General features: G+C 72.9%; 25 protein-coding genes. 14 read left to right on the top strand and 11 right to left on the bottom strand.

The features are described 5' to 3' along the window. Positions 1-2: 2 nt before the first annotated feature. Positions 3-680 (bottom strand): bifunctional DNA primase/polymerase, encoded by a 678-nt coding sequence (locus JKV81_RS21200; RefSeq protein ID WP_129264987.1) that lies wholly within the window; start codon positions 678-680, stop codon positions 3-5. Positions 681-935: 255 nt separating this feature from the next. On the opposite strand from JKV81_RS21200, the gene JKV81_RS21195 reads away from it, so the two are divergent. Further along, entirely contained in the window at positions 936-2,318 is a 1,383-nt protein-coding gene (locus JKV81_RS21195; protein WP_129264988.1) for an NsdA family TPR-like regulatory protein, read from the top strand. 160 nt (positions 2,319-2,478) lie between these two features. Next, a complete protein-coding gene (locus JKV81_RS21190) occupies positions 2,479-3,987 on the top strand; it encodes a hypothetical protein (RefSeq protein ID WP_202077220.1) in 1,509 nt (502 codons plus the stop codon). 57 nt (positions 3,988-4,044) lie between these two features. Here JKV81_RS21190 and JKV81_RS21185 read toward each other — a convergent pair whose 3' ends face one another. After that, a complete protein-coding gene (locus tag JKV81_RS21185) occupies positions 4,045-5,313 on the bottom strand; it encodes an ABC transporter substrate-binding protein (RefSeq protein WP_202077217.1) in 1,269 nt (422 codons plus the stop codon). A gap of 174 nt (positions 5,314-5,487) precedes the next feature. On the opposite strand from JKV81_RS21185, the gene JKV81_RS21180 reads away from it, so the two are divergent. Both JKV81_RS21180 and purU read left to right on the top strand, forming a co-directional pair. Further along, positions 5,488-5,934, top strand: coding sequence for an SCO4402 family protein (locus JKV81_RS21180; protein ID WP_033297487.1), 447 nt, complete (start codon positions 5,488-5,490; stop codon positions 5,932-5,934). A 28-nt stretch (positions 5,935-5,962) separates the two neighbouring features. Further along, a complete protein-coding gene (purU, locus tag JKV81_RS21175; protein ID WP_099173962.1) occupies positions 5,963-6,862 on the top strand; it encodes a formyltetrahydrofolate deformylase in 900 nt (299 codons plus the stop codon). An 11-nt stretch (positions 6,863-6,873) separates the two neighbouring features. Here the strand turns inward: purU and JKV81_RS21170 are convergent, their stop codons facing one another. Then, positions 6,874-8,298: a maleylpyruvate isomerase N-terminal domain-containing protein gene (locus JKV81_RS21170; RefSeq protein ID WP_202077215.1), complete on the bottom strand. Its 1,425-nt coding sequence runs from the start codon at positions 8,296-8,298 to the stop codon at positions 6,874-6,876. Continuing rightward, on the bottom strand, positions 8,295-8,876 hold the full coding sequence (locus JKV81_RS21165) for an RNA polymerase sigma factor (protein WP_129264991.1): 582 nt from the start codon (positions 8,874-8,876) through the stop codon (positions 8,295-8,297). Before JKV81_RS21165 ends, JKV81_RS21170 begins: the two co-directional genes overlap by 4 nt. Positions 8,877-9,163: 287 nt before the next feature. On the opposite strand from JKV81_RS21165, the gene JKV81_RS21160 reads away from it, so the two are divergent. From JKV81_RS21160 to JKV81_RS21150, 3 genes are all read left to right on the top strand, one after another. Continuing rightward, entirely contained in the window at positions 9,164-9,538 is a 375-nt protein-coding gene (locus JKV81_RS21160; RefSeq protein ID WP_129264992.1) for an STAS domain-containing protein, read from the top strand. A 94-nt stretch (positions 9,539-9,632) separates the two neighbouring features. After that, positions 9,633-10,169: an EF-hand domain-containing protein gene (locus JKV81_RS21155; RefSeq protein ID WP_129264993.1), complete on the top strand. Its 537-nt coding sequence runs from the start codon at positions 9,633-9,635 to the stop codon at positions 10,167-10,169. Positions 10,170-10,797: 628 nt separating this feature from the next. After that, positions 10,798-11,259: an ATP-binding protein gene (locus JKV81_RS21150; protein ID WP_099173958.1), complete on the top strand. Its 462-nt coding sequence runs from the start codon at positions 10,798-10,800 to the stop codon at positions 11,257-11,259. A 58-nt stretch (positions 11,260-11,317) separates the two neighbouring features. Here JKV81_RS21150 and JKV81_RS21145 read toward each other — a convergent pair whose 3' ends face one another. Continuing rightward, on the bottom strand, positions 11,318-12,307 hold the full coding sequence (locus tag JKV81_RS21145) for a GlxA family transcriptional regulator (RefSeq protein WP_129264994.1): 990 nt from the start codon (positions 12,305-12,307) through the stop codon (positions 11,318-11,320). A 65-nt stretch (positions 12,308-12,372) separates the two neighbouring features. Between JKV81_RS21145 and JKV81_RS21140 the strand changes: the two genes are divergently transcribed. Both JKV81_RS21140 and JKV81_RS21135 read left to right on the top strand, forming a co-directional pair. Continuing rightward, positions 12,373-12,813, top strand: a complete 441-nt coding sequence (locus tag JKV81_RS21140; protein WP_129264995.1) for a ribosomal maturation YjgA family protein — start codon at positions 12,373-12,375, stop codon at positions 12,811-12,813. A gap of 77 nt (positions 12,814-12,890) precedes the next feature. Then, on the top strand, positions 12,891-14,192 hold the full coding sequence (locus tag JKV81_RS21135) for an MFS transporter (protein ID WP_202077213.1): 1,302 nt from the start codon (positions 12,891-12,893) through the stop codon (positions 14,190-14,192). Between the two features lie 22 nt (positions 14,193-14,214). Here the strand turns inward: JKV81_RS21135 and JKV81_RS21130 are convergent, their stop codons facing one another. From JKV81_RS21130 to JKV81_RS21110, 5 genes are all read right to left on the bottom strand, one after another. Then, entirely contained in the window at positions 14,215-15,402 is a 1,188-nt protein-coding gene (locus tag JKV81_RS21130; RefSeq protein ID WP_129264997.1) for a flavin-containing monooxygenase, read from the bottom strand. Positions 15,403-15,493: 91 nt separating this feature from the next. Beyond that, a complete protein-coding gene (gene pspAB, locus JKV81_RS21125) occupies positions 15,494-16,078 on the bottom strand; it encodes a PspA-associated protein PspAB (protein WP_124274166.1) in 585 nt (194 codons plus the stop codon). A gap of 9 nt (positions 16,079-16,087) precedes the next feature. Next, positions 16,088-16,999 carry a zinc metalloprotease HtpX gene (gene htpX / locus JKV81_RS21120; protein ID WP_129264998.1) on the bottom strand — a complete coding sequence of 304 codons (912 nt, stop codon included), beginning with the start codon at positions 16,997-16,999 and terminating at the stop codon, positions 16,088-16,090. Between the two features lie 66 nt (positions 17,000-17,065). Continuing rightward, positions 17,066-17,731: a pyridoxine/pyridoxamine 5'-phosphate oxidase gene (locus tag JKV81_RS21115; protein ID WP_129264999.1), complete on the bottom strand. Its 666-nt coding sequence runs from the start codon at positions 17,729-17,731 to the stop codon at positions 17,066-17,068. A gap of 140 nt (positions 17,732-17,871) precedes the next feature. Next, entirely contained in the window at positions 17,872-18,519 is a 648-nt protein-coding gene (locus JKV81_RS21110) for a TetR family transcriptional regulator (protein ID WP_099173951.1), read from the bottom strand. A 424-nt stretch (positions 18,520-18,943) separates the two neighbouring features. Between JKV81_RS21110 and JKV81_RS21105 the strand changes: the two genes are divergently transcribed. Further along, positions 18,944-19,747, top strand: coding sequence for a VOC family protein (locus JKV81_RS21105; RefSeq protein WP_202077211.1), 804 nt, complete (start codon positions 18,944-18,946; stop codon positions 19,745-19,747). A gap of 204 nt (positions 19,748-19,951) precedes the next feature. Further along, positions 19,952-22,333: a protein serine/threonine kinase AfsK gene (afsK, locus tag JKV81_RS21100; RefSeq protein ID WP_129265001.1), complete on the top strand. Its 2,382-nt coding sequence runs from the start codon at positions 19,952-19,954 to the stop codon at positions 22,331-22,333. 9 nt (positions 22,334-22,342) lie between these two features. Here afsK and JKV81_RS21095 read toward each other — a convergent pair whose 3' ends face one another. After that, on the bottom strand, positions 22,343-23,044 hold the full coding sequence (locus tag JKV81_RS21095; protein ID WP_202077209.1) for a hypothetical protein: 702 nt from the start codon (positions 23,042-23,044) through the stop codon (positions 22,343-22,345). A gap of 255 nt (positions 23,045-23,299) precedes the next feature. Between JKV81_RS21095 and JKV81_RS21090 the strand changes: the two genes are divergently transcribed. The 3 genes from JKV81_RS21090 to JKV81_RS21080 are packed head-to-tail and all read left to right on the top strand — an operon-like array spanning position 23,300 to position 24,532. After that, the gene (locus tag JKV81_RS21090) at positions 23,300-23,839 is read left to right on the top strand and encodes a hypothetical protein (protein WP_129265003.1); all 540 of its coding nucleotides are present in this window, start codon (positions 23,300-23,302) and stop codon (positions 23,837-23,839) included. A 25-nt stretch (positions 23,840-23,864) separates the two neighbouring features. Continuing rightward, positions 23,865-24,137, top strand: coding sequence for a hypothetical protein (locus tag JKV81_RS21085; RefSeq protein WP_202077207.1), 273 nt, complete (start codon positions 23,865-23,867; stop codon positions 24,135-24,137). Then, entirely contained in the window at positions 24,137-24,532 is a 396-nt protein-coding gene (locus JKV81_RS21080) for a PIN domain-containing protein (RefSeq protein WP_129265004.1), read from the top strand. The genes JKV81_RS21085 and JKV81_RS21080 overlap by 1 nt, the downstream gene beginning before the upstream one ends. Positions 24,533-24,720 lie beyond the last annotated feature (188 nt).

Raw genomic sequence — 24,720 nt, 5'->3', positions numbered from 1 at the left:
CCCTACGAAAGACGGGTACGGGCGTCGGCCGCCTCCCGTGCGCAGGCGTACGCGAGCGGGCTGATCAGCTGGTCGGCGTCGGGCAGCCACAGATCGGCGCGGGAGGGGCGGCGGGCCCACTGCACGGCGCCGCGGCCGGCCACCCGGGTCGGCGGCGCGGCCACGTAATGACCCTCGCCGCGCCCCACCAGGCCGATCGCGGCGCTGTCCCAGCCCAGCTGCCGTACGAGCGCGGGCGCCTCGGCCGCCGCGCCCGGTAGGGCGAGGAACAGCATCCGGCGGTCCGGGGTGCGGGTCACCGGGCCCGTCGCGAGGCCCATCCGCTCCATCCTCGCCAGCGCCAGGAAGCCGGCGGGCTCCGGCACGTCCAGGGCGTCGAAGGTCCGGCCGGCCGGCAGGAGGACCGACGCCCCCGGCTGCCTGGACCACATCCGGCGGGCCGCGGCGGCGCTGCCGGTCGCCAGGCCCGCCCAGTCGGGCCCGGCCGGATGGGCCCCGGGGGCGGCGCAGCCCACGTCACCGCACGAGCAGCGCTCCGTCCCTCCGGCGGCCTCCAGCCAGGTGCCGGGGAACACGTCCCAGTGCCGCTCCTGGGCGTACCAGGCGGCGGCCTCGCGCAGCTGCTCACCTCGCTGTTGGGGGATCCGGGCTGCTTCCGTCACTCCGATGGGCTCTTCCACGCCCCGCTCAACTCCCTTTGCAATGAAGGGTTACGGGCGCGCGTGCGCCCTTCGGGAGGGATCGATCCTGCATATGGGGCGCACGGATGCATGGCCGGGGGCGCGTGGGCTGAAAGGCCCCGATGTGGGGGTAATCAGGTGCAGGACTGTGCCAACTCGCCACCACTCGTACCCGATACAGATGAATATGCGCATTTCTTGTGCCGTGCCGGGCAGTGATCTCCTCATCGAATCACTGCGGTCTCAGGGGGAAATATGGCAGCCAGGCCTCTCGTCGCCCGCCAGCCGAACGAACGGCTCCAGACGCTCATCCAGGAGGCGGCGTGTTCCAACGCCGGTCTCGCCCGCCGGGTCAACATGGTCGGGGCGGAGCGGGGGCTCGACCTGCGCTACGACAAGACCTCCGTGGCCCGCTGGCTGCGGGGGCAGCAGCCGCGCGGACGGGCGCCGGGGATCATCGCCGAGGCGATCGGACGCAAGCTCGGCCGCACGGTCACGATCGACGAGATCGGCATGGCCAACGGCAAGAGCCTGGCCTCCGGCGTCGGCCTGCAGTTCGCGCCGACCGTGCTCGGCGCCGTCGAGCAGGTCTGCGAGCTCTGGCGCAGCGACGTGGGCCGCCGCGACCTGCTGTCCGGATCGGCGGTGGCCGCCTCCGCCCTGGTCGAGCCCAGCCGCGACTGGCTGATCACGGGCGCCGACCCGCAGGTGGCGCGGACGGCCGGGAGCAGGGTCGGCATGCCGGACGTGGCGGCGGTGCGGGCGATGACGGCCGCGCTCGTCGATCTGGACCACCGCTTCGGCAGCGGGCATGTGCGGCCCGTCCTGGTGCACTACCTCAACAGCGTGGTGTCCGGGCTGCTTTCGGGCTCGTACCGCGAATCGGTCGGCCGTGAGCTGTTCGGCGCCGTCGCCCGGCTCACGGAGCTCGCCGGGTACATGGCCGTGGACACCGGCCAGCCGGGCCTCGCCCAGCGGTACTACATCCAGGCGCTGCGGCTGGCCCAGGCGGCGGGGGACCGGGCCTACGGCGGCTATGTGCTGGCCGCGTCGATGAGCCACCTCGCGGCCCAGCTCGGAAACCCGCGTGAGATCGCCCAGTTGGCGCGGGCCGCGCAGGAAGGGGCGCGGGGGCGGGTGACCCCGCGGGCGGAGGCGATGTTCCACGCGGCGGAGGCCCGGGGGCACGCGCTTATGGGCGACGCCCGCACCTGCCAGGCCGCCGCGGGCCGCGCGCTGACCGCGCTGGAGCAGGCCGACCCGGAGAAGGGCGACGACCCGGACTGGATCAGCCACTTCGACGCGGGCTACCTCGCCGACGAACTGGCCCACTGCCACCGGGACCTGGGGCAGGCCGAGCCGGCCGCCCGCCGGGCGAAGGAGGCCCTGGCGGCCCTCCCGGAGTCCCGCACCCGGCGCCGCGGCATCGGCCTGGTGCTGCTGGCCACCGCGCAGGTGCAGCAGCGCGAGGTGGAGCAGGCGTGCCACACGGGGCTGCGGGCGATGGAACTGCTGGGGACGGTGCGCTCCAGCCGGGGTGCCGAATATCTCGACGACCTCCAGCAGCGGTTCGAGCCGTACGCCGACGAGCCCGCGGTGCGGGAGTTCGGCGCCAGGCTGGAGTTGCAGGCCGCCTGACCGGCGTATTCGGCGAGTTGACCATGAACAGCGCCGTGGGTGCCGCATGTGTTACCCGCGGTGTGAAGGGGTGGTGAGCGCTCCTGGGCGCTTGGCGCCGGGCTCCGGACACCCGGTAGCGTGAGCCGACGATTCCATAGGTTCACACGTAGGAGTCCCGGTGACGCAGAGCGGACAGGGTGACGAGCGGCAGCTTCCCGCTGTACGGCCCGCGCACGAAGGTGTCGTGCTGCCCGCGGAGGGTGGTGCCCCCTGGAGCGCGGGCGGGCCGGCGGGCGGGCAGCCGGACCAGGCCGTCCCCGCGGGCGGGCAGCCGTGGGGCCAGCCCTGGGGGCCGGGGGCCGCGCACCAGGACGGTCCGGGGCAGCTGCCACCGGAGCAGCACCAGCAGGGCGGCTACCAGCAGCAGGGGCAGTACCAGCAGCCCCAGCAGCCGTACGCCTCCCAGCCGGGCGCGTACCAGCAGGAGTCGTACCAGGACCCCTACCAGCAGCAGCCGCAGCAGTTCGCCCAGCCCCTGCCGCCCGAGGCCGCGCCCACGGGGCAGCAGGGCATGGGCCAGGGCGGGGACGCGGACGCCACGCAGTACATCGCGCCCGTTCCCGGCGGGCCCCTCCCCGGGGGGCTGCCGCCCGAGCGCCAGGCGGAGTCCACCCAGTACCTGGGGCAGTCCTCCGGTGCTCCCGGGCAGCCGTCCGACGCCGACGCGACCCAGTACATACCCCCGGTTCCCGGCGGCGCTCCGTACGGGATCCGGCCGGGAGCCCCGGGCGACCGGCAGCCGCCCGCGGAGTTCGACAGCCTCTTCCGCAGCGACGAGCCCGCGGGCGCCACGCAGCAGATGCCCCGCTTCGACGGGCCCCCGCAGCGGCGCCCCCCGCAGGCGCACCAGCCCCACCAGGGCCCTCAGGCCGCCCAGCAGCCGCCCCAGGCCGCCCAGCCGTACCAGTCGGGCCTCCAGGGCCTCCAGGGCTTCCACGGCGGGCACGGGGGCCATGACACGGGCGAGCAGGACCAGGGCGGTGAAGCGCCGCGCAGGCGGTCCGCGCACATCCCGCTGATCGCGGCCGTCGTCGTCGGCTGCGCCGTCGTCGGACTGGGCGCCGGAGCCCTGATGAGCGGGGGCGACGACAAGGCCTCGGACGACAAGCAGCCGGTGGCCGCGCAGAGCTCGTCCGCGGGCGAGGCGTCCCCGAAGGCCGCCGACGACCCCGCCGAGCCCCAGGCCCAGGAGCTCGACAAGCTCCTCGCGGACAGCAACAACAGCCGCTCGGCCGTGATCAGCGCCGTGGAGAAGATCAAGACCTGCCGCGAACTCGACCAGGCGGCCACCGACCTGAAGGGCGCAGCGGCCCAGCGCCGGGACCTGGTGACCCGGCTGGAGTCGCTGAACGTCGACCAGCTGCCGAAGAACGCCGAGCTGAAGGACTCCCTCACCAAGGCGTGGCAGGCATCGGCGGAGGCCGACGACCACTACGCCACGTGGGCGGGCCAGGCCAAGAACAACAAGAAGGTCTGCAAGGGCGGCAAGGCCCGTTCGACCGACGCGACCGCCAAGGCCGGTGCGTCGAGCAGCGACGCCACCATCCAGAAGCGCAAGGCCTCCGGGCTGTGGAACACCATCGCGCAGAAGTACGGGCTCACCGAGCGGGCCCCCACGCAGCTCTGACGCGACGGCGAGCGGTTCCCCGGAGGCCACCGGGGGACCGGAGGCGGGGCGGCCGGGTCAGGCGCCGGGCCGGGCGCCCACCAGGGTCTCCGTGACGTCCACGAAGCCCTTCTTCTCGGCGGTCAGACGCCCCTGGCGGACCACCTGGAACGTCACTCTGCCGTTGACGATGCGGCCGTAGGCGGCCGTGCCGATCATGTCCTGGAAGCGCCAGCGCAGGACCGGGGTCAGCCCGCCGGTGTCCACCTCGGTGCCGCGGTTGAGGCTGACGGAGATCCCGCCCGCCGTGATGTCGGGCCGGTCCATCGCCTCGACGACCGCCTTCAGCGCGGTGTACGCGATCCAGGTCGTCTGCACCCCCGTGTCCGTCGGGTCGATCCTGTTGTCCCCGAAGGCGTACTTCTCGATCACCTCGCGCATCTCGTTCCAGCGGGAGTCCCCGGACTCCGGGTACCAGCCGGTGACGAGGGCCCCCTCGAAGGGGCTGTCCGGGCCGCCCGACCGGTTGATGAGGCCCTGCCCGACGCTGCCGAGCACGGACGAGATCCGCACCTGGCTGCCCTCGGGTTCGAGCCGCCGGAAGGAGTCGAAGAAGGTCTCCGTGCCCTGGCCGAGCACCGCGGTCACACAGCCGTCGCCCGCGTTGTCGAGGGCCCGGGCCGCCTCGGAGTCGTACGAGGTGGCCCCCTCGGCCGCACTGATGTCGTACGACGCCGGGCGGTCGCTGCGGCCGAGGCTCGCGTCAAGGAGACCGGGCATGCTGTCGCCGACCAGCGTGTCGGGCCGCACGAGCGAGACCCGTTCGCAACTGGCCGCCAGCTGCTCGCCGTTGCCCGCCATGAGCGCCGGCTGGCCGCCGTTGACCGGGTAGGAGAGATAGCTGGTGAACTCGTCGGACGAGGCGCCGTAGCCGCCGATGTACGGGATCCCGGCCGCCTCCAGCGGAGCGAGGAACGCCCGCCCGTGCCGGCTGTACGAGCCGACGACCGCCGCCACGTCCGCGTCGGCCGCCCGCCGGGCGCACTTCGATGCCCCGGCCGAGGTGTCCTGCTCGTTGCAGGTGAGCACCTTCAGCTCGTGGCCGTCGATCCCGCCGTTCTCGTTGATCCAGCGCGCGTAGGTCCGCGCCATGGCGGGCATGCCCGCCATGTTCACCAGGTCGGCGCCCGTGGTGTCGGGGGCCCACGTCATCACGGTGACGGGCTCCCTGGAGCCCCCCGAAGCTCCAGGGATGACGCCGCAGCCGGACATCAGCAGCGCCCCGGCCGCCACCGATGTGAGGAATCCGTAGGGACGGGGGGAGGTGAGGCGTCGCCATCCGGTCATGGGCATGAACCTTTGCGGTCCCCGGGTAACGCCTCGGTGTGGGGCGGTCAACGCACGGTGACGTGGAGGTGAATTACGGGGGGCCGCGCACGGGCCCGGGGAGGGAACGTACGATCGGCAACCGTGCAGCAAGGTTCGGAGAACACTTCCCGTCGCGGCCGTCGCTCCTCCACCATGGGCGGCATGCCGCTCAACGACATGCCGTGGTGGCGCTGGCGCAGCAACGTGCGCTCGGCGCTGCACATGCTCTCCGACCCCGTCTTCCACCACGAGTGCTGGCTGGCCGGCCGGGAAGGGTACGGCGACGTCACCGACGCCGTGTACCGCCTGGTCGAGGACACCTGGCTGGACAACTGGTCCGCCGAGAAATACGTGGGGACGATCTTCCGCGACTCCGCGGAGGCCGCCCTCGTGGACGTCGCCGCCCTGCGGGTGCTGCGCATCATGCACCAGATAGGCGCCGACGCCCCCGTCTCCGCCTACCTGGAGCACCCGGGCTGGCAGGAGGCGGTCGTCGCCGCCCGCGAGGCCCATGTGATGCTCGCCACCAATGACGCGGAGGACCCCGACACCCCGCCGCGCTCCCTGGACGTGCTCCGCATCATGACCAGATCGGCGTGACCTGCGGACGGTGTGGCACCCTACGGGGATGACCGCGCCGCAGCCCGCCGAATCCGTACCCGCTGCCTCGGACACCGCCGCCGAGCAGTACGTCCTCACCCTGTCCTGCCCCGACAAGCAGGGCATCGTGCACGCCGTGTCGAGCTATCTCTTCATGACCGGCTGCAACATCGAGGACAGCCAGCAGTTCGGCGACCACGACACCGGTCTCTTCTTCATGCGCGTCCACTTCTCGGCGGACGCCACGGTCACCGTGGACAAACTGCGCGCCAGCTTCGCCGCGATCGGGGACTCCTTCCGGATGGAGTGGCAGATCCACCGGGCGAGCGACCGGATGCGGATCGTGCTGATGGTCAGCAAGTTCGGGCACTGCCTCAACGACCTGCTGTTCCGCTCCCGCACCGGCGCGCTGCCCGTCGAGATCGTGGCCGTGGTCTCCAACCACACGGACTTCGCCGAACTCGTCGCCTCCTACGGCGTTCCCTTCCGGCACATCCCCGTGACCAGGGAGAACAAGCCGGAGGCCGAGGCGCAGCTGCTGGAGCTGGTCCGCGGGGAGAACGTCGAGCTCGTCGTCCTGGCGCGCTACATGCAGGTGCTCTCGGACGATCTCTGCAAGCAGCTGAGCGGCCGGATCATCAACATCCACCACTCCTTCCTGCCGAGCTTCAAGGGCGCCAAGCCCTACCACCAGGCCCATGCGCGCGGGGTGAAGCTGATCGGTGCGACGGCGCACTACGTGACCGCCGACCTCGACGAGGGGCCGATCATCGAGCAGGAGGTCGAGCGCGTCGGGCACGGCGTCACGCCGGACCAGCTCGTGGCCGTGGGGCGGGACGTGGAGTGCCAGGCGCTGGCCCGCGCGGTCCAGTGGCACGCCGAGCGGCGCATCCTGCTCAACGGCCGCCGTACGGTCGTCTTCCCGTAGGGACCCCGCGCTCAGAGCCGGCTGAGGGAGGCCGCGGCGAACAGGACGTCGCGGATCGCCTCGCGGTCGCCCTCCTGCCCCGCCGCCGCGTCGACCGGCAGCACATGGCCGGCGACCAGCCGGCAGAACTCCACCCCGTCGAGCGCGACCTGCGCGACCGCGTGGTCGGGGGAGCCCAGAGCGGCCGGTGAGTCCAGCGCGATGTACCAGTCGCCGCCGCCACGGCCCTCGACCTCCAGATGGAGGGAGCGGCCCGGGGACCCCGCGGTGACCAGGTGGCGCGCCGGTGCGGCCAGTCCCGCCCGGCGGCGCGCGGCCAGGGTGGCGGGCAGCAGCCGGGCCGCCAGGTCGATCATCCCGTGGAGATGGGCGGCGGCGGGCGGCTCGTACGGGTAGTCCACCGCGTCCGCGATGTCACCGCCGTGCACCCAGCACTCGAAGGCCCGCTCCAGGAGCGAGTCCTGGAGCGGAAGAGCGAAGTGCCCGTACGGGACGGAGAGCTCCGCGACGCCCCGGCCGGCGAACGACACCGTACGGACGAGGGAGTGGCTCTGGTCACGCCAGGGGTCCCGTACGGTCCGGGTGGGCGGCCGGCGGGCGGCCGACCAGTACGTCTCGGTGCGCTCGGTCGGCGGCAGCGGCTTGTCGCCCCCGCCCAGCGGGTCGTCCAGGCCGAGCGCCTTGGACACCAGCCCGTCGACGGCCGTCAGATGGCTGATCACCCCGGCGACCGTCGTCTTGCGGTTCACCTGCTGGTCGCCCTCGAACCACTTCAGCCGCACCGGCGCGTGCCACTCCGCGTCGCCGATGTCGCGCAGCAGCGCGTCGAGCCGTGCGGTCTCCGCGTCGTACGGGGCGGCCCAGGAGGGCACGGGGATCCGCGCGGGGCGACGGCCGAGACAGCCCTCCAGGACGCGGGACCGGAGCATCGGGTCCAGGTCCAGGGTGCCGTCGGTGTGCAGCAGGCCCACCGCGTCGCGCAGCCTCAGCGCCTCGTCGGCGCAGGGCGCGCACGAGGTGAGATGGTCCTCGACCGCCGCCGTCTCCTCGGCGGAGCAGGCGGCCAGGGCCCAGGCGCCGAGGAGGGACTTCAGCACCTTGTGGGGGAGCGGCGGGGCGGGCGGCTCCGCCTGTTCGGGCGGCCCCGGTGGTTCGGGAGGTTCGGGCGGCACGGGCGGAGGCGACGGCTCGGCGTCAGCCGTCCGGGCCCGAGGCGACGGCTCGGCGTCGGCCTGCGAGACCGGAGGCGCCGCGTCGGCCTGTGGGACCGGAGGCGCCGCGTCGGCCTGTGGGACCGGAGGCAGCGGTTCCGTGTTTGCCGGCCGGGCCGGGGGCAGCGTCTCGCGGTCGTCGGCGGCCGGCCGCGGGCCCGGTATGCGCCGCTCGACCGGCGGGCGCTCCCCGTCGCGGCCGTCGCCGCCCTGGGACCCGCTCACGGCGTCGGTCCGTATCCGGGAGGGGCGGAGTCCGCCGACGGCCTGGTGTTCGCCGTGGAGAGCAACTGGAGGCCGAGCCGCAGCCGGCGCCTGGCCTCGTCCCCGGTGACCCCGAGGTCGGCGGCCGCCTGGCGGTAGTCACGGCGCTGTACGTACGCGAGCTCCAGGGCGGCGCGCAGCGGCGCGGGCATGGAGGCGACGATGTAGTCCGCCCGGGCCGCCGCGGTCGCCCTGAGCACCCGGTGCTCCAGCTCCTCGGCCCGCGCGGCGGCGTCCGGCCCGTCGGTCCCGCCGTCCGCGCCGCGGAGCCGCTGCACCGAGCGGCGGTGGGTGAGCCGCGCCACCCAGGAGCGCATGGAGCCGTGCTTGGGGTCGTAGGCCTCGGGGTTCTCCCAGACATAGCCGAAGACCTCGCGCGTGACCTGGTCAGCGGCGTCCTCGTCGTCCAGCATGCGGTGGGCCTGGCTGTGCACGAGGGCGGCGAACCGGTCGTAGAGCTCGCCGAGGGCGGCCGCCTCGCCACGCGCCAGACGCTGCTGCATCCGGCGGTCCCAGCGCGGTGGTGCGTCCTTCACCATCCAGCCCCCAGCCCTGTGCCTCTCGTCCTGTCGAATGTAGTCGGCGGCATGGTCGGAGCACGCACCTTTGCGGCAAGTACGTCCCTCAAGTGGCGCCGAATGATAGGGAATGCTTCACCCCTTGCCCTTTCCTGATCGCGTAAACGATCCTCAAGTGATCATTTCTGGATGGAACCTGTGCCAGGCCGGTGGGCGGAAGGGTGTTTCACGGGCGGGTATGCGGGCAGCCGCGAGGAGGAACGGAAACTTCCGGATCCTCCGGAGCCCCGGACGAGAGGCCGAGTCGCGTGACGCTGAAGGTGTACGAGACGGAGCAGGACGCGTGGACCGTGCTGCGGATCCACGGCGAGCTCGACCTCGTGAGCTCACCCGTCGTGCGCCAGTCCGTACACGGCGCGGTGGCCGAGGGCCGGCACGACGTGATCCTCGACCTCTCCGGCGTCCTGTTCTGCGACTCCAGCGGCGTCGGCGTCCTGATCGCCTCCCGCCGGCTCATGAAGTCCTGCGGCGGCCGGCTGCGGATCGTCCTCCCGGCCCGCGGCGCGGTCGACGGCTCGCACGTCAACAAGGTGCTCGGCGCGCTGGGCGTACGCCGGCTCTTCGACGTCTACCCCGACTCGGACGCCGCCACCGACGACGAGTGCCGGCCGCTCAGCGCGTGACCCGGGGTCCGGCACGCCGGACCGGCGCCAAGTTGTCACACTCCTGAACAGGCTCGGTGACACGTGACGCCGCTCGGCGTCGTACGCTCCCCGCATGGACAGCGCAGAGTACGAGCGCAAGATCGCGCACCGGTTCGCCGCCTTCGACCAGGACGGCAACGGCTACATCGATCGTGCCGATTTCAACGCCGCGGCGGCCCGTCTGCTCGCCGAGTTCGGTACGGCGGCCCGCTGCGACCGGGGTCAGTCGCTCTACACGGGCGCCGAGGCCTTCTGGCAGGGCATGGCGGGCATCGCCGACGTGGACGGGGACCAGCGCGTCAACCGTCAGGAGTTCGTCGGCGGGGCGGTGAAGCGGCTGCGGGACAGCCCCGAACGCTTCGCGGAGATCGCACGGCCCTTCCTGCGCGCGGCCCTCGCCGTCGCCGCCGGCGAGGACCCCGAGGGTGCGGGCCCCGTCTCCGCCCCGGTCGCGGCGGTGGAGCGCGCCCTGCGCGTGCTGGGAGCCGCCGACGACATCGCGAGCGTCGCCGCCCGGAGCCTGGACACCGACCAGGACGGCCGGATCGGCGAGACGGAGGCGGTGGCCGCCTTCTCCGCGTACTTCACCGTGATCGAACCCGACGCGTAGGCCCCAGGGCCTGACACACAGGCCCCAGGACGGGACACGTAGGCCCCAGGAGCCTCACGGGCCCCGCGTCCCCGGCGCCCTCCGCGTCAACACGCCCAACCGCATGAGCAGTTCGTGCCCCTCCGCGGCCCGGCCCCGGCCTCTCCGGCGCCGGGCCGCGGTGCCCGTTCAGGCGTGGTCGTGGCTGACGGGGGGCGTACGGACCGTGCCGCGCGGGTGACGCAACGCATCCGGAGAGCGCGTGCGCCCCCGGGGCGGCCTGTCACCGGGCGGAGTCGTGGGCCCGCGCTCGGGTACGCTCCGTTGGATGCGAGTGGTACTGGAACCGGAGGCTCCGGGTACGGCCCCTGTGGCCGCCCCGGGCGCGGTGCGGTGCCCTGCTCGCGACCCACGGAGCTGCGACGGGCCCGCCGGGGACTCGGTCCCCGGGGCGCCGCTACGGCTCTGTTCGACTCTCCGCAGCACGCGTCGCACAGTATGGACCACGCGTACTCCTTCGCGCTGGAATATGCCCGAAGCGCTTGTTGCGGTGACTGTACGTCAACCATGCTGTCTCGCAGGGGAGTCACGTTCCGTGACCCTGAGGAGGCGCTAGGCGATGTGTCCGCCGGTTCGGATGGTGTGAGCGGTGCAGGTGCTTCAGGTTCAGCTGGAGGTCGGGCCGGATCCCGCAGAGGTGGGGCGGGCCCGTAGATGGGCGCGTTCGCGCCTGATCGGGTCCGGGATGGAGGACGACGAGCCGCTCGCGGAGACCCTGATCCTGCTGATCTCCGAGCTCGTCACCAACGCGGTGGTCCACACGGGCTGTCCGGCCGTGCTGCGGATGCTGTTCGGCTCGGCGAACCCGGCCGGCTCCGCGGGGACCGTGCGGGTCGAGGTGGCCGACACCAGCTGCCGCCCGCCCCAGCCGCGTCATGCGGAGGGCGAGGACACCGGCGGGCGCGGGCTGGAGCTGGTGGACGGCCTGGCGGACCGCTGGGGCTGGCAGCCGGAGGGCGCCGGCAAGCGGATCTGGTGCGAGGTCGACCGCGGGGGGCCGGTGATGATCCCGGTGGTCCAGGAACAGCCCGGCGACCGCGCCCGCGCCTGAGGACCCCGCGCCCGAGGGTCTCGCCGCGTCCGAGGGCACGGCAGCCCCAGGGTGCTCCTCAGCGCCCCGCGACCGTCGACCTGAACGTCCGCCGGTAGACCGTGGGAGACACCCCCAGCGCGGCCTGCACATGCTGCCGCAGGGAGGTGGCCGTGCCGAACCCGGCGTCCCGCGCCACCTGGTCGACCGAAAGGTCCGTGGACTCCAGCAGCTGCCGCGCGCGCTCCACCCGCTGCTGGGCGAGCCACTGCCCCGGGCTGATGCCGACCTCCTCGCGGAAGCGGCGGGTGAAGGTGCGTACGCTCATCGACTCCTGGCGCGCCATGTCCCGCAGCAGGATCGGCTGTTCCAGCCGCCCGAGCGCCCAGGTCCGTGCGGCCGTCGTGGTGGCGAGCCCCGCCTCGGGCATCGGACGCCGGATGAACTGCGCCTGGCCGCCGTCGCGGTGCGGGGGCACGACGGTGCGACGGGCGACGTCGTTGGCGACGGCGGTGCCGTGGTCGCGGCGCACGATGTGCAGGCAGAGGTCTATCCCGGCGGCCACACCGGCCGAGGTCAGCACGTCCCCGTCGTCGATGAACAGGACGTCCGGATCGACACGGACCTTCGGGAAGAGCCGCTGGAAGTGCTCGGCCGATGACCAATGGGTGGTGGCGGGGCGCCCGTCGAGGAGCCCGGCCGCGGCAAGGACGTAACCCCCGGTGCAGATGGAGACCATGCGGGCCTCCGGTCTGATGTACGCGAAGGCGGCGGCCAGTTCGCCGGTGAGACGGCCCTCCTGGTGGACCGGGCCCAGCTCGTACGAGGCCGGGACGACGACCGTGTCGGCGGTGGCGAGCGCCTCGGGCCCGTGCTCGACCATGATGCTGAAGTCGGCGTCGGTGCGGACCGGACCGGGCGGTCGCACGGAGCAGGTCACCACCTCGTACAGCCTCGCGCCGTCGCCGGCGGCGTCCATGTCCCGCGCGAGACCGAAGATCCTCTGGGGGATGCCCAGTTCGAACGGGATCACCCCGTCCAGGGCGAGCACCACGACACGTCGGCGCATCTGGCTCCTGCTCTCTCTCCCGCGGATTGTGTGGGACCGGTGACGGCCTGATAAACGTACCGGCCATGAACGTAAAGCCGGGGCCCCTCGCGACCATTCCCAGGACCGTCACCGTCCGCACGGCGCCTCTGGCCGCTGCGCTCGTGACCGTGGCGGCGGGCCTCGGCGTCCGTGCGGCGGCCGGCGGGGACGCGGCGGGCGGGGACGTGGCGAAGTACGCGGGCGACGCCCTCTACACCGTGCTGATCCACACCCTCGTGGTGCTCCTCGCGCCCCGGGTGCGGCCCCTGACGGCGGCGGGCGTCGCGCTGGCCTTCAGCTGGGCGGTCGAACTGGCCCAGCTCACGGGCGTACCGGCGGACCTCGCCCGGCACAGCACCGTGGCGCGGCTGGTGCTCGGCTCGACGTTCAACGCCCCGGACCTCCTCTGGTACGCGGTGGGGGCGGCCCTCGCCTGGGCCGTCCACCGCGGTCTCCGGTCCCGGCCCGCCCGCGCCCGGTCCTGAGCCGTGGCCCGATCCCTGCGAACAGTGTCTCCCGGGCCACTCGTCCGGGGCGGGCCTCCGGCCCGATGCTGAGCGGCGTGACCCAGACAACCGACAGCGCGGTGACCGAGCGCGCCCCTCGCCGCGGTTCCCGTCCGCTGATGCACCGCGCGTGGATCGTCGCCGCCGTCACCTTCGTGACGATCATCGGCGGCGCGGCCTTCAACTCCCTGCCGGGCCTGCTCATCGACCCCCTCAACACGGAGTTCGGCTGGTCACGCGGCGAGATCGGCCTCGCCGTCTCCCTCGACATGGCGCTGTACGGGCTGACCGCGCCGTTCGCCGCGGCGCTGATGGACCGCTTCGGCATCCGCCGGGTCGTGGTCGTCGCGCTCGGCGCCGTCGCGACCGGGGCGCTGGCGAGCGTCTGGATGACGGCGTCCTGGCAGCTGCTGCTCTACTGGGGCCTGCTCGTCGGCCTGGGCACCGGCTCGATGGCGCTGGCCTTCTCGGCGACGGTCACCAACCGCTGGTTCGTGGCCCGGCGCGGCCTGGTGACCGGCGTCCTGACCGCGGCCGGGGCCTCCGGCCAGCTGGTCTTCCTCCCGCTCTGCGCCTGGATCGTCAAGGACCACGGCTGGCGCCCGGCCTCGGTGACCGTCGCGCTGGCGGCGCTCGTCGTCATCCCCTTCGTCTGGCTCCTGATGCGCGACCACCCGGCCGACGTGGGCCTGGCCCCGTACGGCGGCGCGTACGTCGAGAAGCCGGCGCCCGTCACCGGCGCGGCGAAGCGCACCGTACGCGTGCTGTTCGACGCGGCCCGCACGGGCCCCTTCTGGCTGCTGGCGGGCTCGTTCGCGATCTGCGGAGCCTCCACCAACGGCCTGATCCGCACCTACTTCGTGCCCTCGGCCCACGACCACGGCATGCAGATCACCGCCGCGGCCTCGCTGCTGGCCGTCATCGGCGTCTTCGACGTCATCGGCACGGTCTTCAGCGGCTGGCTCACCGACCGCTTCGACGCCCGCAGGCTGCTGGCCGTCTACTACGCGCTGCGCGGTGTCTCGCTGCTGTTCCTGCCGATGCTGATGGCCCCCACGGTCCACCCGCCGATGGTCTTCTTCATCGTCTTCTACGGCCTCGACTGGGTCGCCACGGTCCCGCCGACCCTCGCCCTGTGCCGGGAGCAGTACGGCGAGGACAGCGCGATCGTCTTCGGCTGGGTCCTGGCCTCCCACCAGGTGGGTGCGGCCCTGGTGGCGTTCCTCGGCGGGGTGGTGCGGGACGTGACCGGCTCGTACGACCCGGTCTGGTACGCGGCGGGCGCCCTCTGCGCGACGGCGGCCCTGATGGCCCTGGTCATCCGCCGCAGGGACACCGCCACCGCCGTCACCCTCTGACCACGGGGCCGGCCGCGCCCCCTCAGCCCTTCCTGGCCAGTCGGCCGGCTATCTTCCGCGCGTCCAGGGCGATCTCGCGGAGCATTCCGCTGATCGGGTTGGTGAAGCCCGTGAAGTAGAGGCCCGGTGCTCCCTCCGGGGTGCGGGCGCCGTGCACCACCGGGCGGCCACGGGCGTCCAGGACGCCGAGGTGGCCGACCAGGTCCTCCAGGGCGCGTTCGTACCCCGTCGCGGCGATCACGGTGTCCGGGGTGATCCGGGTGCCGTCGGCCAGCACCACGGCGTCCCCGTCGAACGACTCCACCGCCGCCACCGGGACCACCCGGCCGTTCCTCACCGCGTCGATCAGTCCGACGTCCTGGACGGGGATCGCGCCCTCCCTGACCCGGGAGTACAGGCCCGTGGAGGGGCGGGGGAGGCCCTGTTCCGCCAGGTCGGGGACGGAGACGCGGCACATCAGGCGGCCCGCCCGGTCCACCAGCCGGACCGGCAGTCTGCGGACCAGGACGGCGGTCGCCTGGGCGGGCCAGCCGGCCGTGGAGCGGCGCACGATGTGCGGGGTCGTACGGACCGCGATCCGCACCCGGGAGGCGCCGCCCTCGACCAGGTCCACGGCGATCTCCGCCCCGGTGTTGCCGATGCCGACGACGAGGACGTCCTTGCCCGCGTACGGGGCCGGGTCGCGGTACTGCGCGGCGTGCACCAGGTCGCCGGTGAAGCCCTCACGGCCGGGCCATGCGGGGATGCGCGGAGTGTGGTTGAAGCCGGTGGCGACCACCACCGCCCGCCCGGTGAGCACCCGGCCGCCGGTCGCGCTCAGCTGCCAGGCGGTGCCGTCCTCGGTCCGGTCGATCCGGGACACCTCGACGCCCGTCACCACCTCCAGCTCGTGGTGCTCGGCGTACTTCTCCAGGTAGCGCACCATGTCGTCGCGCGACACCCAGCGCCCGAAGCGCCGGGGCATCGCCAGCCCCGGCAGCGCCGACCAGCGCCGGATCGTGTGCAGGTGCAGCCGGTCGTAGTGGCGGCGCCAGGACGCCCCGACGCTGCCGGACTTCTCCAGGACCACCGCCCGCAGGCCCTGTTCCCGCAGGGCCGCCGCGGCGGCGAGGCCGCCCGGGCCGCCGCCGATCACATAGACCGGCCGGCCGTCGGTGCGGTCGATGGAGGCGGGCAGGGCGGCGCCGGGCGCAGGGGCTGATTCGGGCATGCTTCGGAGCGTAATAGGACATGGACATGATGGGTCCCGGTCCGGGCGGGAATCGGTTGCGAAATGATCACGGGCCCGTGGGCGGGTCCCGTCAGAGCCCGGGGGCACCCCACACCGGGAACCAGCGCGAGAGGTCCTCCTCCACCCGGAGGTCGTCGCCGAGCACGGCCCGCACCTGGAGTTCCAGCTGGTTGTCGCGCTTCTCGCCACCGCCCGGAGCCGGGGCGAACGGGTAGAACGTACCCCTCTTGTAGAGGTAGACCAGCGCCAGCGAGCGCCCCTCCGGATCCCGGAACCCGATCATCGAGCAGAGCAGATGCGGGCCGAAGCCGCCGTCCTGGAGGAGGGTGTTGACCGCGTGCAGATCGTTGACCAGGGCGGCCGTGTCGTCGGGCGCCTGCCGGGCGAGCAGCCAGGTGTAGCCGTAGGAGTCCCGGCTGAACTCCACCGGGATCCCGCCCCGCCCCGTGTCCGCGTCGAGCAGCTCCCTGACGTCCTGCTGGATACGGGCGAACGTGCCGCCCTCCACCCCCGCGAAGCACACCGAGCCGAGCCCGGTCGGCGTGAAACCGGTGCCTGCCTGGAGGGTGAGCGCGGCGGACGGCACGGCGAAGAGCTGGTCGAGGTCGGGGCGGACCGGTTTGCTGCGCCCCAGGATGCTGTCGAGCAGGCCCACGGAGGCTCCTTACGGGTGGGACAGGCCGGCGGAGATGCGGGCCAGCTGGTCCAGACGCTGTTCGAGGGTCGGGTGGGAGGAGAGCAGGCGGCCCAGGCTCTCCTTCGCGGCGAACGCGGGCACGAAGTAGAACGCGTTGTACGGCTCCGCCTTCCGCAGGTCCTCCGTCGGGATCCTGGCCATCTGCCCGCTCACCTTGGTGAGGGCGGAGGCGAGCGCAGAGGGCCGCCCGGTGAGCAGGGCGGCCGTGCGGTCGGCGGAGAGCTCGCGGTAGCGGGAGAGCAGCCTGGTCAGCAGGAAGCTCAGGGCGTACACCACCGCGCTGATCAGCGGGATGAGCATGATGATGATGCCCGCGGGGTCGTTGCCCCGGCTGTTGCGGGCGAAGCCGCCCCACAGGGCGACGCGGGTGATGATGCCGGCCAGGACGCCCAGGAACGACGCGATCGTCATCACGGCGACGTCGCGGTGCGCGACGTGCGACATCTCGTGGGCCAGGACCCCTTCGAGCTCCTCGGGCTCCAGTCTGCGCAGCAGCCCGGTCGTGGCGCAGACCAGGGCGGTCTTCTCGCTGCGGCCGGTCGCGAAGGCGTTCGGGACGTCGCTCTGCGCGATGGCCACTCGTGGCTTGGGCATGTCGGCGAGGGCGCAGATCCGGTCGATCGCACCGTGCAGCTCCGGCGCCTCCTGCGGGGTGACCTCCCTGGCGCCCATGCCGTACGCGGCGATGCGGTCGCTGAACCAGAACTGGGCGATGAACAGACCGCCCGCGATGACCAGGATCACCGGCCAGGCGCCGCGCAGGACAGCCAGCAGTACGCCCACGAGGACCACGTACAGCAGGCCGATGAAGAACATCGTGCTCACCATGCGGGTGGTCAGTCCCCGGTCGGGGGCGTAACGGGAACGTGTTCGTGCCATGGGTGCCTCCAGCCGCTCACCTGACTCCCATAGTGCTCCTTTCCCGGGTAAACCGGAGGTGAGGGCTCAGGGCCAGAGCAGCTCGCGGGTCCAGCCGGCGCCGTCCCGGCGGTAGCGCAGCCGCACGTGCCGGCGCCGCTCGTCGCCCTGGAAGAACTCCACCTCCCGCGGCTCGACCACATAGCGCGTCCAGGTCTCCGCCTCGGCGTCCGGTTCCTCCCGCGCGCGCTCCCAGGCCGCCTCGGAGGCCCGTACGAGGTCCTCGTACGCCGGGAGCACCTCGCTCTGCGCCCCGGTCAGCGCGGCGGCCAGCGCCCCGGTGGACCTGGCCCGCAGATCGGCCCGGCTCTCCTCGCGGTCCGCGGGGACGGCACTGCCCCGTACGCGCACCTGGCGGCCCTGGGCGGGCCAGTAGAAGCCGAGCGCCGCGTCCGGGCGGGCGGCGAGCTGTCGGCCCTTCGCGCTGGTGGCGTGGGTGGCGAAGTGCCAGCCGCGCTCGTCCGCGTCGTGCAGCATCAAGGTGCGCACATCGGGCCGGCCCTCCGCGTCCGCCGTCGCCAGGGTCATGGTGTGCGGCTCGGTCTGCCCGGCGGCCACCGCCTCGGCGAACCAGGTGTGGAAGAGGGGCAGGGGAGCGGCGGGGGCGGCGGACGGGTCGAAGCGGGGGAGGGGCACGTCCCAGACGCGCTGCGCGTGGAGCAGGTCGCGGAAGTCCTTCTGTGCATCGCTCATGGCCCCATTCCACAGCGTTCCGGGCCGGTGCGGAAACGCCGACGGCGGACCACAGGAGTGGTCCGCCGTCGGTGAGACAGGACGTAGGGGCCGCGGAGGGACGCGGCGCCCGGCGTGTACGGGGAGTCTCCGGCCCGGGCCTACCTGACCGGCTTCTTGCCGGTGATGCCCAGGTGGACCAACAGGGCGAGGTTCGGCCGGATTTCGGCCTGCTTCACGCCCCAGGTGGTGAAGCCCTTCTGGTGCGAGGCGACCCCGGCCAGCATGACGACCAGGGAACCTGCCACCGCGCCGGGACTGACGTCCTTGTCGACCCTGCCCTTGGACTGGAGCTCCTTGACCGCGTCCGTAAGGGAATTGGTGACGGAGCTCAGGACCTTCATGCGGATCTTGTAGAACCGCTTGTCGCCCTCGGCCGCGCCGAGGTCGACGACGCGGAGGATCGCGTCATGTCGTCGCCAGAAGTCGAGGAATCCGTCGACGAGTTCTTCGGAGGCCTGCCAGCCGGCCTTGCCGACCCAGGAGCGGCCGCCGACCAGTTCGGTCAGTCCGGCACCTTCCTTGGCCATTTCCTCGGCGAGTTCGAGAACGGCGCCCTCGACGTCGGGGAAATACTGGTAGAAAGTCGCGGGTGAAGTCCCCGCCTTCCGTGCGACGTCGATGACTTTGACGTCCCGGTACGGCGAGGAGCTGAGCATCTCGCTGAGGCAGTCGAGCAGCTTCTGCCGCGTCGCCTGACCTCGCCGACCAGCCACGCGGCCGTCGACGGTGCGTACTTGTCCTGTCATGCCCGTCAGCTTACCGAGGGGTGATCCGAGCGCGATCTGACCGACTGCAAATGGGGAACGCCCCAGTGCGTACGGGGTGAACAGCGCAATTCCCTGGAGCGGTGCGATCCGTTTCCGGTCCGTTTCCGCGCGGGCGTACGCGTTTATGGAATTCCGCTTCTTCCGTGTCGCGCGGCCGGGCCGCACGTGCCCTGGTGCGATGTTGTTATCAACAGCCTGTGGATAACTTCGGTGGACAACTTCCGTCCATGCGGGTCGCAGGGCCTTCACGATTCGGGCAAAGGTTCTATTCGGCCCCTCGGGGCGCGCCGGAAGGCCCCCGACGTTACGTTGAGTGTGACGGGCGTCACGGCTGCCCTCGCGACCGCGCGGCGCATGCACCGCGACCTCACCGCCACCTCACTGCGACGGAAGGACCCGGGCCATGGCCGTATTCGCGCAGTCCGCGCCGTGCTGGGTGGATGTGCAGCTCTCCGACCTGGAGGCCGGCAAGCGCTTCTACGGCGGGCTCTTCGGCTGGACCTTCCACGCGGAGGACGGCATGCCGTTCGCGGACGCGTACAGCGAAGGCGAGCTGGTGGCGGCGCTCGCCGCCAAGCAGGACGGCCGCATGCCCACGACCTGGGGCGTCTACTTCTCCACCGACGACATCCGCGCCACCGTCGCCCTGATCCGCGAGGCGGGCGGCCAGGTGATCACCGATCCCGTACGGGCCGGCGCGGCCGGTGTCCTGGCCCAGGCGGCCGACCCGGGCGGGGCGGTCTTCGGTCTCTGGCAGGCGGGTGAACGCGCGGGATTCGAGAAGCAGAACGCGCCGGGCGCCTTCTGCTGGACCGAGGTCTACACCCGCCTGCCCGAGCGGGTGGACGCCTTCTACGAAGAGGTCTTCGGCTTCCAGGGCACCGACATCGAACTGCCCGGCGCCGAGGGCGGTGCCGGGGCCACGGAGCCGTTCCGGACCTGGTCCCCCGCCGGGACCGAACCCGGCGAGGACACCGCGGTCGGCGGACGTGCGGTCCTCACGGACGCGTTCCCCGCGATGCTGCCGAGCTACTTCCTCAGCTACTTCGCGGTCACCGACTGCGATCGCGCCGCCGACACCGCCGTACGCCTCGGTGGCCGGATCACCGCCCCTCCCCAGGACATCCCGTACGGGCGGATGGCGGTCCTCCAGGACGACCAGGGTGCGGCTTTCGCCGTCCTCCAGCCGACCGAGCTGCTTCCGTAGCCCTCCCGGAGCCGTCCCGGCGGTGTCCTGAAAGGGATGGAGTGCCACACAACACTCCGTTCCGCCCCCGGGTTCGCAACCGGGCCCCGAGCCAGGAAGAATCAGGGTGCGCACCGCCAAGTGGTGCCCAGTGGTGAGACGCTGCACAGGGCGGGATTTCGCGGGCTTCTGTTCCTGAGGTCCGTACGGGGAGGTGGCAGGCAAGTGGAGCAGCTGACGCAGCATGACCCGAGGCGGATCGGCCCGTTCGAGGTGCTGGGACGGCTCGGGGCCGGCGGCATGGGGCTGGTCTATCTCGCGCGGTCGGCGTCGGGCCGACGGGTGGCGATCAAGACGGTCCGCACGGAACTGGCCGAGGACCAGCTGTTCCGGGTCCGCTTCACGCGCGAGGTGGAGGCCGCACGCGCGGTCAGCGGGTTCTACACCGCCGCCGTGGTCGACGCCGACCCGAGGGCGGCCGTCCCCTGGCTGGCCACCGCCTACGTCCCCGCCCCCTCCCTCGAGGAGATAGTGAATGAGTGCGGGCCGATGCCGACCCAGGCCGTGCGCTGGCTGGCCGCCGGGATCGCGGAGGCCCTCCAGTCGATCCACGGGGCGGGGCTCGTCCACCGCGACCTGAAGCCGTCCAACGTCCTGGTGGTCGAGGACGGCCCGCGGGTGATCGACTTCGGTATCGCGTCCGGGGTCTCCAACACCCGGCTGACCATGACGAACGTCGCGGTGGGCACGCCCGCGTACATGTCCCCGGAGCAGGCCCGCGACTCGCGCAGCGTGACGGGCGCCAGCGATGTGTTCTCGCTCGGCTCCACCCTCGTCTTCGCCGCGACGGGCCACGCGCCCTTCCACGGGGCGAATCCGGTCGAGACGGTGTTCATGCTGCTGCGGGAGGGCCCCGACACCGAGGGGCTGCCCGACGACCTGCGGCCGCTCATCGAGTCCTGCATGCAGATGGACGCGGCCCGGCGGCCCAGCCCGGCGGACCTCCAGTCCCAGCTGGCCCCGCACCTGTTCGCCTCCGGCAGCGACGACAGCGGCACGGCCTCGGCCTGGCTGCCGACCGTCGCGACCGCGATGATCGAGCAGCGCCGCGGCGGTGGCCGCGCCGTCGCCGTCGCGCCCGCCCCCGTGGTCGTACCCCCGCCCCCGCAGCAGCCGCCGCCCGGTGCCGACCGGTACGAGGCCTGGCGCAGCGGAGGCGACCTGCGGACCGCGCCGGCACCCGCGCCGGCACCCGTGCCGGTGCCGGCGCCCGCCCCCGACGGCGGGCCCGTGCAGCTGCCCGGCGCCAAGGTGCCGATCGGCCCCGGGCCGCGCCCCGTGGACGTACGGGGTCCCGCCGCCGCGCACGCCGACCCGGCCACCGGCTGGGTGCGCCCGCCCGGCGGTCACACGGCGGCGGCCCCGGCCGCTCCGGTGCCCGCCCCGGCACCGGCCCCCGACGCGGCGCCGGACCGCTGGCGGCCGTGGCGCTTCCGTATGTCGAACGACGTGTGGGGCACGCCCGTCGTGGTGGGCGACCTGCTGTACGTGACGTCCTTCGAGGTCCACGCCCTGGACGTGGGCAACGGGCGCCGCCAGTTCAAGACCCGCGACGTGGCCTGGTCGATGGCCGTCGACGGCGGCCGGATCCACGCCTCGGACGGCCCGTCCCTGTACGCCCTGGACGCGGCCACCGGTGCCGAGCGGTGGCGGCTCCAGACCGACGCCTGGGTGTACGCCCTCAAGGCCGACCGGGGCACCGTCCTGACCGGGACGCGGGGCGGCGGCGTACAGGCGTGGGAGGCGTCCAGCGGCGAGAAGCTGTGGGAGACCTCCGGGGTCCAGACGGACTTCGAGACGCCGGAGGCCGGGCCCGTCATCCACGAGGGCACGGTCTACCTCTGGCAGGACGCCCGGCTGCGGGCCGTCGACGCGCGCACCGGCACGGAACGCTGGTCCTACCCCGTCGGCGACGCCGCCTCCTGCGGCGGGGTCCCGGTCCGGGTCACCCCCGCGCCCGACGGCTTCGTGTACGTCGCGGCGGGCACCCGGGTGCTGGCAGTGGACGCGGTCTCCGGCCGGGTCCGCTGGCACTTCGAGTCACCGGCCGTCTTCCTCTCCGCGCCCGCCTTCGCGCCGGGCCCCGCGGTCACGGGCGGCGGGGTCTACCTCGCCGACTACCTGGGCACCGTGTACGCCCTGGACGCGGCGACCGGCAAGGACCGGTGGCGGATCGCGACGGAGGCCCGGCAGTCCATCGAGCCCGTGCTGGTCACGGCGGGCAACGTGCACGTCGGCAGCGGCAGCGCGCTGTACACGCTGGACGCGGTGACCGGAACGCCCAAGTGGCGTTTCGCGGCGGGCGGCGAAGTGGTCGGCGCACCCGTGGTCGCGGACGGCCGGGTCCACTTCGGCTCGGCGGACCACGTGCTCTACACGCTGGACGCGGCAGGCGGCCAGCTCCGCTGGAAGCTGGCCACGGGCGGCGAGATCACGGGCTCCCCGGTGGCGCAGGCGGGCGTCGTGTACGCGTGCAGCAAGGACCGCTGCGTGTACGCCCTGGACGCGCTGAAGGGCACGGGGACGGGCAGCAGGGCCCGGACCTGACCTGACGGATCAGGGGTGGGGCGGGTTGTAGCGCCCCTGGTCCCGCGGCTCCCCTTCGTCGGGATACGGGTCCTCTTGGTACTGGCCTTCCGGATGCTGGACCGGGTACGGGGCGGTGTCCTCGTCGGCGGGTGCCGCCCGGTGCCGGCCCGGCCCGGTGTACGGGTCCCTCTCGGGCTCCGGCGCGGGAGAGGTCTGCGCGGCCGGGCCCGGCTCCTGGGTCGGCGGCCAGGTGTCCGGACGGTCGTCCGGCGGTACGGGATAGGGGTCGGCGGTGTACCGCTCCCGCGCCGCCCGCTTCCGCCGTCCCGACATCAGCAGCGCGCCCAGCAGGAGAAGGAGACCGCCCGCCAGCGCCTGCGCCACGCCCCAGCCCAGCCCGTTCCCGTCACCGTCGACCGTCAGGCTCCCGGCCTCCTGCCCCTGCCGGACCATCCACAGCACGGTGAAGCCGATCACGATCAGTCCGGCCAGGACCACCACCCAGCGCAGCCGGAGCACGACCCCCACAAGTGTCACCAGTGCGGCGAAGAGGAAGGGCAGCAGGATCGAGCCCATCACGGACGACGAGACACCGCTGATGCCGTTGAACAGGTCCTGGACGCGGTAGTCCCGCCCGAGGCGGTCGTCGAACCAGCTGTGGAAGGGGCTCTGCACGGCCGCCGCCGCTCCCACGAGCGCGACGACGGAGCCGAGGACATTGCGGATCATCGACAGCCTCCCGGGCCAAGGCGCACGGCTGTGCGCACCGCTCCCCGCGCTCGACGCTACGCCTGGCCGATCTTCCCTGCCATCGGAGACGGACGGAGGCAGCCGGGGCTCGCCGTCGCGCCGCCGGGAGACCATGACGAGACCGTGACAGGGTCATGACGGGACTGGCCGTGAGCGCCCGGGATGCTGTGCGTTACGGTGTCGCGCGGCCGCGCGGCGGCCGGGAAGCCGACTACAGCAAGGGGGGCTGCATCGATGATGCGGCGACAGATGAGGTTCGCGGCCGTACTGGTCGTGGTGGTGCTCGCGCTCACCGGATTCTCCACGTCCAGCAGCGGCGGAAAGAGCGGGAAGAGCCGCAGCGGCAAGAGCAGCAGCTCAGGGGGCGGCTGCTCCAACTCCAAGAAGAGCAACGGCAGCTACCACCACTACGACGACGATGACTACGACAGCTCGTCCAGCTCGTCCGGCGGCTCCGCCTACGAGTCGGCCACCCCCGCCGCGACCGCCTCGGAGTCGCCCGCCTTGCGCGTCATCCGCTGTGCCCAGCCCAAGAAGGGCAAGCGCAGGGCCACGACCGCCTCGTCCGTCGAGATCCGCTCGACCGCGGCGGTCACGCACACCTACGAGGTGGACGTGACGTTCGTCGACGCCAAGGGCCTGACGGTGGACACCGGCGAGACCGACATCGAGGTGGACGCCGGGGAGAAGCAGATCATCTCGGTCGCCATGGACAGCCCCCGTGCGGTCTCCCGCGTGGCGCGCTGCCTGGTGACGGCGGAGCTGCGCTACTGACGGCGGAGCCGGTATGGTGGTCGGTATGGCAACCAAGAAGTACACGGTCACACTGCCGGAGGAGCTGGCGGAGGAGATCCGCAGCGAGGTGGGCCCGGGCGCGTTCAGCGCGTATGTCACGCATGCCATAGAGCGCCAGCGTGAGCAGGACCGGCTGGGCGAGCTGGTGGAGTGGATGGAGGAGAAGCACGGACCGGTGTCCGAGGCCGAGTTGGCGGCGGCAGAGTCTGAGCGGCGTGAGATCGAGCGATGGTTCGATGAGCACGAAGCGCAGGCTGCCGGGCGCGAGGCCGCTTGATGGCCGGTGTCTGCTATGTGCTCGACTGTGAGGCGCTCTCACGGGCCGTGCTCGGCGAGCCACGGATGAAAGCGCAGCTCAAGGACGCTCATCGGGCGGGGGTCCGCGTGGTGACCAGCTCCATGACCCTCATCGAGGCGTACCACGGCAAGGTCCGTCGCTCGGAGTGGAACTGGGTGATGTCCCGCATCGTCGTGGAGCCGGTCACCAAGGACGTCGCCGACGAGGCGATCGGCTCGCTGAGTGAGACCGGCCTGCACGGCCACAAGTACGCCATCGACGCGGCGCTCGCGGTCATCGCCGGGCGGCAGCGCGGGCGGGTCGCGGTCCTCACCTCGGACGAGGACGACATGCGGAAGCTGTGCCGACCCGAGGTCCAGGTCCGGGCGTTGTGAACCGGAGCGCGGACAAGGCCCGAGCCGACCGGCTCGGGCCCTGCCTGTGTGCGCGGACATGCCGCGGCCGCGGCGGCTCCCCCTCCGCGCCGCCGCGGCCGCTCCCCGTGCGGGTGAGGTCTACTTGGCCGGCTCGCTCGTGGCGTGCGCGTCCTGGGTGGTGATCTCCTCGCCGGTCGCGTGCGCGT

The organism is Streptomyces silvae, assembly GCF_016745505.1.
GTDB classification, from domain to species: Bacteria; Actinomycetota; Actinomycetes; order Streptomycetales; family Streptomycetaceae; genus Streptomyces; species Streptomyces silvae.
This window is presented reverse-complemented; position numbering and strand designations above follow the sequence as displayed.

Coding starts and splice junctions, on each gene's coding strand:
- JKV81_RS21110 (WP_099173951.1), bottom strand. CDS start 18,519: ATGACAGGACAAGTACGCACCGTCGACGGCCGCGTGGCTGGTCGGCGA.
- JKV81_RS21090 (WP_129265003.1), top strand. CDS start 23,300: ATGATGCGGCGACAGATGAGGTTCGCGGCCGTACTGGTCGTGGTGGTG.
- JKV81_RS21180 (WP_033297487.1), top strand. CDS start 5,488: ATGGGCGGCATGCCGCTCAACGACATGCCGTGGTGGCGCTGGCGCAGC.
- JKV81_RS21185 (WP_202077217.1), bottom strand. CDS start 5,313: ATGACCGGATGGCGACGCCTCACCTCCCCCCGTCCCTACGGATTCCTC.
- JKV81_RS21080 (WP_129265004.1), top strand. CDS start 24,137: ATGGCCGGTGTCTGCTATGTGCTCGACTGTGAGGCGCTCTCACGGGCC.
- purU (WP_099173962.1), top strand. CDS start 5,963: ATGACCGCGCCGCAGCCCGCCGAATCCGTACCCGCTGCCTCGGACACC.
- JKV81_RS21085 (WP_202077207.1), top strand. CDS start 23,865: ATGGCAACCAAGAAGTACACGGTCACACTGCCGGAGGAGCTGGCGGAG.
- JKV81_RS21145 (WP_129264994.1), bottom strand. CDS start 12,307: ATGCGCCGACGTGTCGTGGTGCTCGCCCTGGACGGGGTGATCCCGTTC.
- JKV81_RS21195 (WP_129264988.1), top strand. CDS start 936: ATGGCAGCCAGGCCTCTCGTCGCCCGCCAGCCGAACGAACGGCTCCAG.
- JKV81_RS21155 (WP_129264993.1), top strand. CDS start 9,633: ATGGACAGCGCAGAGTACGAGCGCAAGATCGCGCACCGGTTCGCCGCC.
- JKV81_RS21105 (WP_202077211.1), top strand. CDS start 18,944: ATGGCCGTATTCGCGCAGTCCGCGCCGTGCTGGGTGGATGTGCAGCTC.
- JKV81_RS21095 (WP_202077209.1), bottom strand. CDS start 23,044: ATGATCCGCAATGTCCTCGGCTCCGTCGTCGCGCTCGTGGGAGCGGCG.
- JKV81_RS21115 (WP_129264999.1), bottom strand. CDS start 17,731: ATGAGCGATGCACAGAAGGACTTCCGCGACCTGCTCCACGCGCAGCGC.
- htpX (WP_129264998.1), bottom strand. CDS start 16,999: ATGGCACGAACACGTTCCCGTTACGCCCCCGACCGGGGACTGACCACC.
- JKV81_RS21140 (WP_129264995.1), top strand. CDS start 12,373: ATGAACGTAAAGCCGGGGCCCCTCGCGACCATTCCCAGGACCGTCACC.
- JKV81_RS21130 (WP_129264997.1), bottom strand. CDS start 15,402: ATGCCCGAATCAGCCCCTGCGCCCGGCGCCGCCCTGCCCGCCTCCATC.
- JKV81_RS21165 (WP_129264991.1), bottom strand. CDS start 8,876: ATGGTGAAGGACGCACCACCGCGCTGGGACCGCCGGATGCAGCAGCGT.